Source organism: Brachymonas sp. KE5 (genome assembly GCF_057773645.1).
Genome location: NZ_CM173463.1, coordinates 1327891 through 1341815 on the forward strand (window position 1 = coordinate 1327891; position 13925 = coordinate 1341815).

Here is a 13925-nt window from a genome sequence, read left to right on the forward strand (position 1 = left end):
CTCGCTTGCTATAGTTGGTTCTTTCATTACCAATCAGGAAAACCCATGCAGAACATCCTCTTCATCGTCAACGCCCCGCCGTACGGCAGCGAACTGAGCCTTTCCGCCATGCGCCTGGCCCTGGCTCTGGCCGGCAAGGAGGAGAACAAGCCGCAGATCACGGTGTTCCTGATGTCCGACGCCACCGTCATGGCGCTGCCCAACCAGCAGCATGCCAGCGGCAACACCATGCAGGAAATGATTGAAACCCTGGTGGAGCTGGGCGGTGTGGTCAAGCTGTGCCGTACCTGCGTGCAGAGCCGCGGCCTTCTGGATCTCCCGCTGATCGAGGGTTGCAGCGTCGGCAACCTCGGCGAACTGGCCGACTACACGCTGGCGGCCGACAAGGTCCTGACCTTCTGATGGCACGGCGGGCCCGTGGAGGCCCGCATCTACGGCGCCGGCAGTCGGTCCGGCTAGCGCCAGGGCAGGGCGTATGCCCGGCTTGGCTCCGTGCCGTCATTTCAGCACGAGGCTGCTGACGGGAACATCGCCTTGGGCATCGCCTTCCCTGCGCACGCATCCACACCACCGCTTGTCATTCACCTAACGAATTTGTAAAATAATGTGCATGAAAACCCCGAGCGGGAAATAGATATGCAAAAAGTCGCCTTGCAACCCATAGATTGTCCCCAAGATTTGGGGTTGGCGTTGTACCGGGCACGCAAGGCCTTGGGTCTGACCCAGGCCGACGTGGCGCTCGCCGCGGGTGTCGGACTGCGCTTTGTGGTCGAACTCGAAGCCGGCAAGACCACCGTGCGCCTGAACAAGGTGCTCCAGGTCATCCAGGCTTTGGGCGCGCGCCTGCAGATGCAGGGCGTCCCGTTGGCCGATGACGTTGCCGATACCGACGACGCCTGAACAGACAAGGAGAAGGGATGACCAGCCAAGCGCGTTCCACCATCAGCCTGCAGGTTCTGCTGCACGACGAGCCCGTAGGCCTGCTCACCAATCGTGGAACGCCGGCCAGATCATCCGGCAAGGGCAGTCCGCTGGCCGCGCCCAGCCAGGGCTGGCTGCAGTTCTCCTATGCGCCCGAATGGCTGGAGCGGCCGGACGCAGTCCCGCTGTCGCTGCATCTCCCGCTGCAGGACAAGCCTTTCGATCACTGGGCCAGCCACGCGTTTTTCGCGGGCCTGCTGCCTACCGGGGCCTTGCGTCAGGCGCTGGTGAACCAGCTCCATATCGCTCCGGATGACGATCTGGCCCTGCTCGAAGCCCTCGGTGCCGACTGCCTCGGCGCTGTTTCGCTGCGAAAGGCACAAAGCGGGCGCAAGCGCTATGCCATGGATCTGGTCAGCAGCATCCTGCCGGCGGCCAGTGCCGCCCCGCAGTTGCCGCTGTTCGAAGAGGGACAGGCGGAATCCGGCCAGGGGCAGGCCGCAGAACAGGCCTTGCTCCATGCCTGCGGCGAACTGATTCTGGGCCGCGAACCCGCCCACCGTGCCGCCTGGCCCGCCGGCGACACCGTCGTGCCGATCTGGCAGGAGGACGAGGCAGGCACCGCGTCCGAACTGAGCAGCCATGTTTTGTGGATGGCCCCCGGGGGACAGGACGCAGCGCTGCTGCAGCGCGCCTTCACCCTGAAACTGCTGCAGAAGCTCGGTGTGCCGGTGCTGCCGGGCCAGTTGATGCAGTCCGAATCCATCACCACCTTGCTGCAGCTGCGCCCCGATCGCCAGCTGGGCGAGGATGGCTTGGTCACACGCGTGCAGACCGAAACCCTTGGCCAGGCCCTGGGACTGGCCCCCGGAGCCGCCACATCGCGCCAGGCTGCCGGCTGGGCCGCCAGCTTCGCCGTGCTGCGTGAACATGCCCATCCCAGCGTTCTGCCGGTGCTGCAACTGCTCGACATGGTGATCGCCTTTGCACTGGTGGGCGACGCCACGGCATCCCCGCACCGCCTGCTGCTGCAACGCGCGCAAACGTCCGGCAATTGGCAACTGGCACCGCTGTGGGATGTATGCAGCACGCTGGTAGCATCCGCTCCACACCTGCCCGAGCCCAGCCGCATGGCGCTGTCCATTGGCAGGCACAGCAGCACAGGGGCTCCCTCCGACGCTGCCTGGGACGAATTTGCCCAGCAGTGCGGGCTTTCGCCCAATCAGGTGCGCAAGCGCGTGCGCACACTGGCGCAAGCCATGCGTACCGCGCTGCCGCAGGTGCTTGAGGATGAAACCCACGCGCAAGCCTGGCAGCATCCTGCCGTCAGCCAGCTTGCATTGCACCTGCGCGCTCGTGCCGACCAGATGGCACGCAGCGCAGGCTGAAACCGCTCAGATATCTTCCAGCAGGGCGTAGGGCAGGGGCTGCAGCTGCAGTTCCGGGCCGTCCGCAGCACCTGCACGCAAGGTGGCGCGGCCTTGCACGGCATCGTCTGCACAGCTGTTCTGCAGCGAGGCCAGCAGGGCAAAGCCGCCATCCATGGGCGCCACCTGCGCAATGACACCGCAGGGCTCGGGCTCGCCGCCATCGCTGGCAATGCGCCATACATCCTGGCCGGCCTGGGGCAAGGCGGCACCGGCAGCCAGAGCACCCACTGCGGGATGGGCGCGACGCTTGATTGCGCCCCGGAACTGGCTGCGCGCCACCACCTCCTGGCCCGGGTAACACCCCTTCTTGAAGTTCACGCCGCCGACGCTCTCGTAGTTGACCATCTGCGGCACAAAGGCTTCATAGCTTGCCTGGCTCACCGTGGTCACGCCGCTGCGCACTTCCGCCAGCTCCCACAGCGAAGCATCCAGCGGTGCGCCGGCGGGAGCCGGCAGTTCGCTGGCCTGCACGCACAGCGCGCGCGGCAGACGCGCATCGGGTTCTGCGGCCGGATACAGCCACACCAGATGGCGTCCGTCGTGGTAGCGGTAGTCCCACGGCTGCGCGCCGGTGGCGCCCTCGCCCCAGGCCGTTTCGGCCGCTTCGCCCAGCAGGCCGTACAGGGACAGGCCCTCGCCCACTTCTTCCAGCGTGACCTTGCTGCGCAGCACGAACATGCGCAGGCGCTTGAGTACCGTCGCCAGCAGATCCTTGCGGCATACCAGCAGATAGCTCGCGCCTTCCGCATCCTGCGCCGTGCGCAGCGCGACGAAACTGGCCTGCATGCGGCCCTTGGCGTTGCAGAAGGCAGCCAGACGGGCCTGGTCTGGCTGGAGCAGGGCAAAATCGTGGGTGAGCTGCGCCTGCAGGAAGCGTGTGGCGTCCGCGCCCTGGACGCGGATCATGCCCCAGTTGCTGTCGGCGCCGCTGAGCAGCACCACGCCATCGGGGAGCGAAAGGCCGGCCAGCCCTGCTGCCGGAGGAGTCGGATTCGGTACGGAAGTCATGCGTGAATTATCATGTCGTTCCACCCGCTTCCCGGGTGGAACCGTAGAGTCATTGAATAGCAAGGATAACGCGTGCGCAAACTCATCATTACCATCGTGGCCTTCCTGCTGCTGGCTGCAGCCGCCGGCTACTGGTGGAGCGGGCAGCCCCTGGCCCTGAAACAGCCCGTGATCGACCTGCAGGTCAAGCAGGGCGACGGCGCCCAGCAGATCAGTGCCAGTGCCGTGCAGGCAGGCGTGGACACACCTTCCTGGCTGCTCGACCTGTGGCTGCGCATCGGCGGCCGCATGGGCAATTTCAAGGCGGGTGCCTACGAACTGAAACGTGGTGACACCCCGCGCAGCTTCGTCAACAAGCTGATCAAGGGCGAATTTGCCATGCGCAAGGTACGCATCGGCGAAGGCTGGAACATTCGCCAGGTGCGCGCCGCCCTGGCCAAGGCAGAAGCCCTGCGTCACGATACGCAGGACATGAGCGATGAGCAGCTGATGGAGGCGCTGGGCCGTTCCGGCCACCCGGAAGGCATGTTCTTCCCCGACACCTACAAGTACGCCAAGTATTCCTCCGATGTGGAGCTGCTCAAGCTGGCCATGCGCACCATGGATCGCAAGCTCGAAGCCGCCTGGGAAGGCAGGGATCCCGAACTGCCGATCAAGAACCCGTATGACCTGCTCAAGCTGGCCAGCATCATCGAAAAGGAAACCGGCCACAGCGCCGACCGCACACAGGTGGCGGCAGTTTTCAGCAACCGCCTGAAAATCGGCATGCGCCTGCAGACCGATCCCACGGTGATCTACGGGCTGGGCGAGAGTTTTGATGGCAACCTGCGCCGCAGGGACCTGGAAAGCGACACCCCCTACAACAGCTACACGCGCGCCGGCCTGCCGCCCACGCCCATCTCGATGCCGGGCGCCGCCTCGCTGGCTGCAGCAGCCAATCCTGCGGACAGCAAGGCCCTGTATTTTGTGGCGCGGGGCGACGGCACCAGCCAGTTCAGCGAAACCCTGACCGAGCACAACCGCGCGGTCAACAAGTACATCCGCGGCAGGTAAGGCATGAACGCTTCTTCCCAAGGCCTGTTCATCAACTTCGAAGGCATCGACGGCGCCGGCAAAACCACCCATATCGGCACCCTGGCCGAGGCCTTTGCACGCCAGGGCCGCGTGGTGCTGCGCACGCGCGAGCCTGGCGGCACAGCTCTGGCCGAAAAACTCCGTGCGCTGGTGCTGCATGATCCCATGGGCGCGTTGACCGAGGCCTTGCTGGTGTTTGCCGCGCGCTGCGACCATGTGCAGCAGGTGATTGCGCCCGCGCTGGCCCGCGGCGAAGTCGTGCTGTGCGACCGTTTTGCCGATGCCACCTTTGCCTACCAGGGGGCAGGACGCAATTTCGACTGGGACACGCTGCATGCACTCGAAGCCATGGTGCTGCGCCAGGAAGACGGCTCGCAACTGCAGCCCGACCTGACCCTGTGGTTCGACGTTCCCCCCGCCATTGCGGCCCGGCGTCTGGCCGATGCCCGCCAGCCTGACAAGTTCGAGTCCGAATCGGGTGCTTTCTTCGAGCGCGTGGCCTCCGGCTACGCACGCCGCATGCAGGAGGCGCCGGCACGCTTTGCGCGCATCGATGCATCCTGCACGCCCGGACAGGTCTGGGAGCAGGTAGCCGCTGTGATGAAGCGGAAAGGCTGGCTGGCATGAGCCGTACACGCAGCACAGCAGCAGAAGTGGCTCCGGTGGAGCGCGACCGGCCTTTGGCTCCCTGGCTCCGGCAGCAGGCGGTAGCCCTGCTGCAGCAGCGCGGCCATGCCTGGCTGCTGCAAGGGCCCACGGGACTTGGCCAGTACGATCTGGGCCTGGCGCTGGTGCAGGCCTGGCTGTGCGATCATCCCCAGCCGGACGGTATCGCCTGCGGCCAGTGCGAAAGCTGCCATGCCATTGCCGTGCGCACCCATCCCGATCTGCAGGTGCTGATGCCGGAAACGGACATGCTGGCCTATGCCTGGCCGCTCGACGAAAAGGCGCAGAAGGAACTGGACGACAAGAAGCGCAAGCCCAGCAAGGACATCCGCGTCGAGGCCATGCGCGATGCCATCGAGTTTGCCCAGCGCACCAGCAGCCGCGCGCGCGGCAAGGCGGTGCTGATCTATCCGGCCGAACGCATGAACCACGTTACGGCCAACGCCTTGCTCAAGACGCTGGAAGAGCCGGTCGGCAACGTGCGTTTCGTGCTGGCGACCGAGGCTGCGCATCTGCTGCTGCCCACCATCCGCAGCCGCTGCATGACGCATACCCTGGACTGGCCCCGGCAGGCCGAGGCACAGGTCTGGCTGAAAGAGCAGGGTCTATCGGAAGAGGACGCCCAGGTGCTGCTGCGTGCCGCCGGCGGGCGGGCAGCAGATGCCCATGAACTGGCCCGGTCCGGCGTGCGCGCCGCCGACTGGCGCAAGCTGCCGCAGGCGGCCTGCCAGGCGCACGTTCAGGCGTTTGCCGGCTTTGCGCCGGCGCAGGCGATCGACGTGCTGCAGAAGATCTGTCACGATGCGCTGGCCGTCAAGGCGGGCGCTGCGCCGCGCTTCTTTGCCAGCGAGGATTTTCCGGCGGCAGGGCGCCTGGCTGGCTGGCGCGCCATCAGCCAGTGGGGCAAGCGCCTGGCGCAGGATCGCCGCTCCGCCGAGCATCCCTACAACCCGGGCCTGTTCCTGGAAGACCTGGTGGCCCAGGCGGGCAGGGCGCTGCTGGCGCCGTCCACCGGTGCTGGCCAGCGGCCGCGGATGGGGCGCTAGAGCGCTGCATCACCAACCGGAAATGCCCTCCAGATGGTCTGCGAAATAACAATAATTTACTTGAAAAAATCAATCCAGAAGATTGATTGTTAATGATGTTTGTCGATTCCCACTGCCACCTCAACTTCCCCGAACTGCGTGACAAGATCGAGTCCATCCGTGATTCCATGAACGAGGCGCAGGTCGACCGTGCACTCGTCATCAGCACCACGCTGGAGGAATTTCCGGACGTGCATGCGCTGGCCATGCGCTACGACAACTTCTGGGCCACCGCAGGCGTGCATCCGGACACCGAGGGCCTGGAAGAGCCTACGCTGGACAAGCTGCTTGAACTCGGCAGCCTGCCGCGCGTGCAGGGTATCGGCGAAACCGGCCTGGACTACTATCGCCTCAACGGCCGCAGCCTGGCCGACATGGAGTGGCAGCGCGAGCGCTTCCGCACTCACATCCGCGCCGCGCGGCAGCTCGGCAAGCCGCTGGTCATCCACACCCGCAGCGCGTCCGAAGACACGCTGGCCATTCTGCGGGAAGAGGGCGAGGACGGCAGCGCGGGGTCTGCCGGCGGCGTTTTTCATTGCTTTACCGAAACCGAGGCCGTGGCCCGCGCCGCGCTCGACATGGGTTTCCACATCTCCTTCTCGGGCATCGTCACCTTCCGTAACGCCCAGGATCTGCGCGATGTGGCAGCATTCGTGCCGATGGATCGCCTGCTGATCGAGACCGACAGCCCCTATCTGGCACCGGTGCCGTACCGCGGCAAGATCAATACGCCCGCCTACGTGCCGCATGTGGCCCGCCAGCTGGCTGAAGTGAGGCAATGCTCCATAGAGCAGATCGCCGAGGCAACTTCACGTAATTTCGAGCTTTTGTTTCTCATGGAACAGGATCTCGAAAGAGCTTGAAGCAGGATCATGAATAAACGGCATCTTGATGATTTCATTGAAGTCAATGAAACCATGAAATGACGCCAAACCAGAGAAATTACTTTGGGAGTGAAATCGAAAGATGATGAAGAAAATCCTTTATTCCTTTGTTTTTATGTTTGTTTCTGCTGTCGCATTGGCTGCCCCGGTGGATGACCTGATGGTGGCGGTGAAACGTGACAGCGACGTCACCGCGCGTGAGCTGATCCGCCGTGGCGTCGACGTCAACGCACTGGACCAGAACGGCCGCACGGCGCTGACGGTAGCCATCCAGGAACAGTCGGCCAAGGTGCTGCCGGTGCTGCTCAACGCCCGCGGCATCAACCTCAGCACTCCGAACAAATTCGGCGAGTCGCCTTTGATGATGGCCATCATCGGCAACCAGACCGAACTGGCCAAGCAGCTGATTGCCCGTGGTGCCGCCACCAACAAGGGGGGCTGGTCGCCGCTGCATTACGCTGCCACGCGCGGCAACGTCGAAATCATGCGCCTGCTGCTGGCGCGCGATGCCTATATCGACGCCAAGGCGCCCAACCTGGCCACGCCGCTAATGATGGCGGCACAGTATGGTAGCGAGGATGCTGTGCGCTTCCTGCTCTCGCGCCAGGCCGACCCCTGGGATCGCGACACCCTGGGCCATACCCCGCTGGAATACGCGAAGCGAGGCGGCAAGGAGGACAGCATCGCGCTGATTGCAGCTGCCCAGCGCAAGCGCAGGGATCCAGGCAAGGTCAGGCCGCTCGCTCCGCTGTCACCGGCGTCTGCAGCCGAACTGCGTGGAGAGCCGATACCGGAAAATCCGGAGTCCATTCCCATGATCTATCCGCCCGGACAGGAGCCGGCAGCGCCCGCTCCGTTGCCCTGAGACCCTGCTGCGAAGGTCTTTCTACCGGGTCCTGTTCCTTGGGAAGGGAGCAGGACCTTTGTGCTTGCCGGTCCAGCCGAGGGCAGGGTACCCCTTGCCGGCCATTGCCGTTTACGTTGCTATTTCCTCACACAATTGCGCCAGATGCTGGTATTCAAGACCGCGAAAGTGAAAGAAGGGGAGGCAATTCACGATATATCTTGACATCAAGATATTGTGCGGCGCAACATCGGGAGTATAGTTACAAGAAAAGAAGTCTTCGGAGTATGCCCCCATGCGATCAGCTACCACTCCTGTCGTATCCGGCCAGCGCGCCTCAAGCTGGCCTGCCGCCCTGGATCTTGTCCAGAGTCTTTCCGGCCTGGCGCTCGGCCTGTTCATGTGGTTCCACATGGGCTTTGTCTCCACCATCCTGATCAGCGAGGACCTTTTCTGGATCGTGGCGCGCATGTTCGAAGGGTATTTCATCTTCGGCAAACCGTATTACTGGATTGTTTCCATTGTCGTGGCCGCGGTGTTCATGCTGCTCGGCCTGCACGCCTTGCTCGCGCTGCGCAAGTTCCCTGCAGACTGGGCCCAGTACCGCAGCATGGGCAGGCACAGCAGCCGCCTGCGCCACGGCGACACCTGGCTGTGGCTGATCCAGGTAGCGACCGGTTTTGCGCTGTTCTTCCTGGCCCCGGTGCACCTCTACACCATGATGAGCCACCCCGAACTGATCGGCCCGTACGAATCGGCTGACCGGGTCTGGACCGGCAATTTCTGGCCGCTGTACCTGATCCTGCTGTTCGCCGTCGAGCTGCACGCCACCATCGGCCTGTATCGCCTTGCGCTCAAGTGGGGCTGGCTGCCTTCGGCTGATTCCGAAGCAGGTCGCCGCCGTCTGGTGCGCATCAAGTGGGCGCTGACGGCCTTCTTCCTGGTGCTTGGTCTGGCTTCGCTGGCCGCCTACATCAAGCTGGGTATCGAGCATGCCCCCAACGCAGGTGAGCTTTATACGCCGGCATGGATCCAGGAGGAAGCGCAATGAAAATCCGGCATACCGATGTGCTCGTGATTGGCGGTGGCCTGGCCGGACTGCGCTGCGCCGTAGGGGCACGCCGCCGCGGGCTGGACGTGCGCATCCTCTCGCTGGTGCCTGCCAAGCGCTCCCATTCCGTGGCCGCCCAGGGCGGCATGCAGGCAAGCCTGGCCAACGCCATCAAGGGCGCCGGCGACAACGAGGATGTGCATTTCGAGGATACGGTGCGCGGCTCCGACTGGGGGTGCGATCAGCTGGTCGCCCGCATGTTCACCCACATGGCGCCCAAGGCCGTGCGCGAACTGGCCGCCTGGGGCGTGCCGTGGAACCGCGTGCGCAAGGGCGACCACGAAGCCGTCATCAACGGCCAGCGTGTCACGCTGACCGAGCGCGACGAAGCCCACGGCCTGATCACCGCGCGCGATTTTGGCGGCACGCGCAAATGGCGCACCTGCTACACCTCCGACGGTACCGGCCACGCCATGCTGTACGCGCTGGGTGACCGTGCCGTGGCGGAGAGCATTCCCGTGGACGAGCGCGTGGAAGCGATTGCGCTGATCCACGACGGCGGCCGCTGCCAGGGCGCGGTGGTGCGGGATCTGATCACGGGTGAACTGACTGCCTGGATGGCCGAAGCCACCGTGATGGCCACCGGCGGCCATGGCCGCATCTATGGCGTCTCCACCAACGCACTGATCAACGAAGGCATGGGCGCCGCCCTGGCTCTGGAAACCGGCGTGGCCCGTCTGGCCAACATGGAAGCGGTGCAGTTCCACCCCACGGCCATCGTGCCGGCCGGCATTCTCGTGACCGAGGGTTGCCGTGGCGACGGCGGCCTGCTGCGCGACGTGGACGGCCACCGTTTCATGCCCGATTACGAGCCGGAAAAGGCCGAACTGGCCTCGCGCGACGTGGTTTCGCGCCGCATGGCCGAGCATATTCGGCGCGGCAAGGGCGTTCCTGGCGATGCGACCAAGCCCGAGCATCTGTGGCTGGACATCACCGGCCTGGGCGCGGCGCATATCGACAAGAACCTGCGCGAAGTGAAGGACATCTGCCAGTACTTCCTCGGCATCGACCCCGCGAAGGACTGGATCCCGGTACGTCCCACCCAACACTATTCCATGGGCGGGATCCGCACCAACCACCGCGGTGAAAGTCCGTGGCTGCGCGGCCTGTTCGCCTGCGGCGAGGCAGCCTGCTGGGACCTGCACGGTTTCAACCGCCTGGGCGGCAACTCGGTGGCCGAAACCGTGGTCGCCGGCATGCTGGTGGGCGAATACGTCGCCGACTATGTGGAACAGGAGGGTGGCCGCCTGAGCATGAGTACCGGGCTGGCGCGCGAGGCGCTGGCCCGCGAGGAGGCGCGCATCGGCGCCATCCTGGCACGCCCGGGCCATGAAGACGCCCAGGCCATCCGCCGCTCCATGGAAGACATCATGACGCGCCAGGTCGGCCTGTTCCGCAACGAGGCCGGCCTGAGCGAGGCCGTTGACAGCCTGCAGAAGCTGCTGCAGCGCTCCGAACAGATTGGCACGCGCTACAAGGGCCGCGATGCCAGCCCGGAGCTGGTGCTGGCCATGCGCCTGCCGCGCATGCTCAAGCTGGCGCTGGTCACCGCGCAGGGCGCGCTGGCGCGCCGGGAAAGCCGGGGTGCGCACGCCCGCGAGGATTTCCCGCAGCGCAACGACCGCGACTGGCTGTGCCGCACGCTGGTGAGCTGGAAAGAGGGCGGGGCGCCCGCCTTCGAATACGAACCCATTGCCATCGACACGATGGAACTGCCGCCCGGTTTCCGTGGCTACGGCGCCCGCAACATTCTTGAAAACCCGGCAACTGCAGACCGCCAGGCCGTGGTGGACGCGATCCGTGCCGACCACACGGGCCAGCCGCGTACCGCCGTGCAGGAGCAATTGCTGCCATTCCGCGAAAGTCTTCCGGCCCGTTACCGGGGAGACAACGCACGTTTGCCCGAGGTGCAGCCATGAGCCGAACTCTGACGTTCTCCATCTTCCGCCACAATCCGCGCGATCCGGCATCTACGCCGCGCGTCGAAAATTACCAGTTGACCGAAGCTGCCGGCATGACGCTGTTCATCGCGCTCAACCAGATCCGCGAGAACCAGGCGCCCGACCTGAACTTCGACTTCGTCTGTCGTGCCGGCGTCTGTGGCTCCTGCGCCATGCTGATCAACGGCCGCCCGGGCCTGGCCTGCCGCACGCTCACGCAGACCCTGCCGGAGCAGATCACGCTCTATCCCTTGCCGGGATTTGCGCTGATTGCCGATCTGTCGGTCAATACCGGCATCTGGATGCGAGAAATGGCTGAACGCCTGCAGACCTGGGTGCATGGCCACGACGACCCCGACGTGGATGCCATGGAAACGCCCATGGAGCCTGAAATGGCCGAAGCCATCTACGAACTGGACCGCTGCATCGAGTGTGGCTGCTGCGTGGCAGCCTGCGGCACGGCGCAGATGCGCCCCGACTTCGTTGCGGCCGTCGGCCTCAACAAGATCGCGCGCTTCCGCCTGGATCCGCGCGACCAGCGTACCGATGCGGACTACTACGAGGTGGTTGGCAACGACCAGGGAATTTTCGGCTGCATGAGCCTGCTGGGCTGTGAAGACCTCTGCCCGAAGGGTCTGCCGCTGCAGACGCAGCTCGCCTATATGCGACGCAAGATGGCCATGCAGGGCGTACGCAAGTGGATTCCGCTTGCGCGCGCCTGATTAGGTCATTCTGAAAAGAAATTTCTTTTCATAACAATGCGGTATCACGCACTGTTAAAGTAAAAGGCCATGACAAAAGTCATGGCCTTTTGCATGCAGGCGCCCGGAAACAGGGCGCTTGCGAAGAGGGCGCTCAGGCGCGTACCACCTCGATGATCTGGTACAGGCCGCCAAAGTAGGTCTTCTTGCTGATGCTCGCGGCCTTGAACTCGGCCGGGAACCAGTCGGTGATCTCGCGCTTCCACAGGTCAAGCGCATAGGGTTCGAGCGTCTTGAGCACCAGGTGCATCACCGGGTACAGCGGATGCAGGCGACTGGGCTTGTGATAGTCCACGAACACGATCTTGCCGCCGGGCTTGACCACACGGAAAGCTTCGCGCACGGTCTTCACGCGCACATCCTCGGGCTGCTCGTGCAGCAGGAAATACAGCAAGGCACGGTCGTAGCTGCCATCGGCCTGCGGCAACGCAGCGCTGTTGGCCTGGATGATGCCAACCTTGCTCTGCGTGCCCAGCTTGCGCTTGAGGTTCTCGATCTGCACCGGCAGCACGTCGATCACGTCCAGCTGGCTTTCGTCGGCGTGGCGGGCCGCCATGCGTGCCGTCAGGTCGCCGTAGACGCAGGCCACCTGCAGGCTGCGGCCGGCAAGCTGCTGGCCGAAGGCATCCAGGGCCATGTCGCGCAGACGCGGGAAGTTGCCCCACAGGATCAGGTTGACCAGCCACTGACGCTCGAAGCGCTGTACGGCTTCGGGCGTGACGTAGGCCCAGGAATACGTATCGGACAGGTACCGCGGCGGTGCAGACATGGCGCTTACGGCTACGGCTTGGGGATGAGTCTTGACGTCAGGCACGGGAGGTGGCTTTCCTATACTGCTTGTAGGGATTAGGGAAAACCATGTTTTACCATGCTGGCGTGACGGCTTTCCTCCTGAAGTGTAGTAGATGACAGTTTCAGTCACCCTGAATGACAATTTGCCGCACATTCGGTCGAAAGTTGGGCAGAAAGCGTTGCTGCAATGCAGCATAAGCCCGCCGACTTTATTTGATACGATGTATATTATGTCAAATTACATGTGGGACAGCGTCAGCAAGGCAATGCGTGGCTCACCCACAATCCGCCCTGTTCCTACATCACTCCACCGTTTCGACCAGCCACAATGGCGCCGTCAACAACACGGCACAGGCACCATGGCTGAATGGTTCTCCCGCTTCGACTGGCTGCAATGGCTGGCCATGTTCATCACCGTGGCTGCGGCCTGGTTCACCGCCTCGTCGCGCGAGGAGCGCCGCCGCATCGGTTTTTGGACCTTCCTGCTCAGCAACGCCGTATGGGCCTGGTGGGCCCTGCAGCACGATGCGCCTGCCTTGCTGGTGCTGCAGATTGCCCTGGCCTTCATGAATATCCGCGGCGCACGACGCAACGCCGATGACGACAGCCCCTGAAGCCCTGCGTGGAGCTTCACAAACCCATGAAAATCTCCTCAAGCGGGGTTTTCCCCGACCTGTCGTGCATTTCCGCCGGGTAACAGCGCTCTCAAGCCGTAAAATGCGTTGCTCCCCGTCATTGTGATGTCAGCTGACTCTGGCAGCCAAAATGCAATGCGCGGGCACTATGTAGTCGTTTTCCCGGAGACACCATGTCCTTGCTCCTGCAACTGTCCAGGGCCATTGATGCGCTCAACCGCTTCGTCGGCAAGTTCGTCATCTGGCTGATCCTGGCTTCCACACTGATCAGTGCCATCAATGCCGTGGTGCGCAAGCTGTTCAACGTCAGTTCCAATGCCTACCTCGAAATCCAGTGGTACCTGTTTGCCTGGGCCTTCCTGGTCGCCGCCGGCTACACGCTGCTGAATCAGGAACACGTGCGTATCGACGTGCTCAACAGCAAGCTCTCCAAGCGCGCCCAGATGTGGGTGGATATTGCAGGTTTTGCCCTGTTCCTCACACCGCTTTGCCTGGTGGTGCTGTATTTCGGCATCCCGATGCTGATCCAGCAGTACCAGACCGGCGAAATGTCCGGCAACCCCGGCGGCCTGATCCGCTGGCCGGTATGGGTCGCACTGCCACTGGGCTTTGTGCTGCTGTTGCTGCAGGGCTGGTCAGAACTGATCAAGCGCGTCGCGTTCCTGCAGGGTCGCATTCCCGATCCCACGATCAAGGAAGGCGAGAAAAGCGCCGAAGAAGCGCTGGCCGAGGCCATCCGCAAGAATGAAGAAAACAAGAATGCCTGAGCGGAGC

At 63.9% G+C, this 13925-nt stretch carries 15 protein-coding genes; 13 read left to right on the forward strand and 2 right to left on the reverse strand.

The window, feature by feature from the left end; all coding sequences use genetic code 11:
• The first annotated feature begins 45 nt into the window (after nucleotides 1-45).
• From ACX36O_RS06300 to ACX36O_RS06310, 3 genes are all read left to right on the forward strand, one after another.
• Nucleotides 46-402, forward strand: a complete 357-nt coding sequence (locus ACX36O_RS06300; RefSeq protein ID WP_213360575.1) for a DsrE/DsrF/TusD sulfur relay family protein — start codon at nucleotides 46-48, stop codon at nucleotides 400-402.
• Nucleotides 403-636: 234 nt separating this feature from the next.
• Nucleotides 637-900: a helix-turn-helix transcriptional regulator gene (locus ACX36O_RS06305; protein ID WP_213360577.1), complete on the forward strand. Its 264-nt coding sequence runs from the start codon at nucleotides 637-639 to the stop codon at nucleotides 898-900.
• Nucleotides 901-917: 17 nt separating this feature from the next.
• Nucleotides 918-2309: a HipA N-terminal domain-containing protein gene (locus ACX36O_RS06310; protein WP_488360211.1), complete on the forward strand. Its 1392-nt coding sequence runs from the start codon at nucleotides 918-920 to the stop codon at nucleotides 2307-2309.
• Nucleotides 2310-2315: 6 nt separating this feature from the next.
• Here ACX36O_RS06310 and ygfZ read toward each other — a convergent pair whose 3' ends face one another.
• Nucleotides 2316-3359 (reverse strand): CAF17-like 4Fe-4S cluster assembly/insertion protein YgfZ, encoded by a 1044-nt coding sequence (gene ygfZ / locus ACX36O_RS06315; RefSeq protein ID WP_213360581.1) that lies wholly within the window; start codon nucleotides 3357-3359, stop codon nucleotides 2316-2318.
• A 72-nt stretch (nucleotides 3360-3431) separates the two neighbouring features.
• Between ygfZ and mltG the strand changes: the two genes are divergently transcribed.
• The 8 genes from mltG (at nucleotide 3432) to ACX36O_RS06355 (ending at nucleotide 11685) form a co-directional block, all read left to right on the forward strand.
• On the forward strand, nucleotides 3432-4412 hold the full coding sequence (gene mltG, locus ACX36O_RS06320) for an endolytic transglycosylase MltG (RefSeq protein WP_213360583.1): 981 nt from the start codon (nucleotides 3432-3434) through the stop codon (nucleotides 4410-4412).
• Nucleotides 4413-4415: 3 nt separating this feature from the next.
• Nucleotides 4416-5060, forward strand: coding sequence for a dTMP kinase (tmk, locus tag ACX36O_RS06325; RefSeq protein ID WP_213360585.1), 645 nt, complete (start codon nucleotides 4416-4418; stop codon nucleotides 5058-5060).
• Nucleotides 5057-6145, forward strand: coding sequence for a DNA polymerase III subunit delta' (locus tag ACX36O_RS06330; RefSeq protein ID WP_213360587.1), 1089 nt, complete (start codon nucleotides 5057-5059; stop codon nucleotides 6143-6145). The genes tmk and ACX36O_RS06330 overlap by 4 nt, the downstream gene beginning before the upstream one ends.
• Before the next feature lie 95 nt (nucleotides 6146-6240).
• Entirely contained in the window at nucleotides 6241-7047 is an 807-nt protein-coding gene (locus ACX36O_RS06335; RefSeq protein WP_213360588.1) for a TatD family hydrolase, read from the forward strand.
• Between the two features lie 136 nt (nucleotides 7048-7183).
• Entirely contained in the window at nucleotides 7184-7933 is a 750-nt protein-coding gene (locus tag ACX36O_RS06340; RefSeq protein ID WP_213360589.1) for an ankyrin repeat domain-containing protein, read from the forward strand.
• Between the two features lie 274 nt (nucleotides 7934-8207).
• Nucleotides 8208-8963, forward strand: coding sequence for a fumarate reductase cytochrome b subunit (locus ACX36O_RS06345; protein WP_213360590.1), 756 nt, complete (start codon nucleotides 8208-8210; stop codon nucleotides 8961-8963).
• On the forward strand, nucleotides 8960-10942 hold the full coding sequence (locus ACX36O_RS06350) for a fumarate reductase flavoprotein subunit (RefSeq protein WP_488360212.1): 1983 nt from the start codon (nucleotides 8960-8962) through the stop codon (nucleotides 10940-10942). The genes ACX36O_RS06345 and ACX36O_RS06350 overlap by 4 nt, the downstream gene beginning before the upstream one ends.
• Nucleotides 10939-11685 (forward strand): fumarate reductase iron-sulfur subunit, encoded by a 747-nt coding sequence (locus tag ACX36O_RS06355; RefSeq protein ID WP_371686411.1) that lies wholly within the window; start codon nucleotides 10939-10941, stop codon nucleotides 11683-11685. The genes ACX36O_RS06350 and ACX36O_RS06355 overlap by 4 nt, the downstream gene beginning before the upstream one ends.
• Nucleotides 11686-11818: 133 nt before the next feature.
• Here ACX36O_RS06355 and rquA read toward each other — a convergent pair whose 3' ends face one another.
• On the reverse strand, nucleotides 11819-12493 hold the full coding sequence (rquA, locus tag ACX36O_RS06360) for a rhodoquinone biosynthesis methyltransferase RquA (protein ID WP_213360593.1): 675 nt from the start codon (nucleotides 12491-12493) through the stop codon (nucleotides 11819-11821).
• A gap of 382 nt (nucleotides 12494-12875) precedes the next feature.
• Between rquA and ACX36O_RS06365 the strand changes: the two genes are divergently transcribed.
• Nucleotides 12876-13130 carry a hypothetical protein gene (locus ACX36O_RS06365; protein WP_213360594.1) on the forward strand — a complete coding sequence of 85 codons (255 nt, stop codon included), beginning with the start codon at nucleotides 12876-12878 and terminating at the stop codon, nucleotides 13128-13130.
• A gap of 194 nt (nucleotides 13131-13324) precedes the next feature.
• Nucleotides 13325-13918, forward strand: a complete 594-nt coding sequence (locus ACX36O_RS06370) for a TRAP transporter small permease subunit (protein ID WP_213360595.1) — start codon at nucleotides 13325-13327, stop codon at nucleotides 13916-13918.
• The last annotated feature ends 7 nt before the right edge of the window (nucleotides 13919-13925 follow it).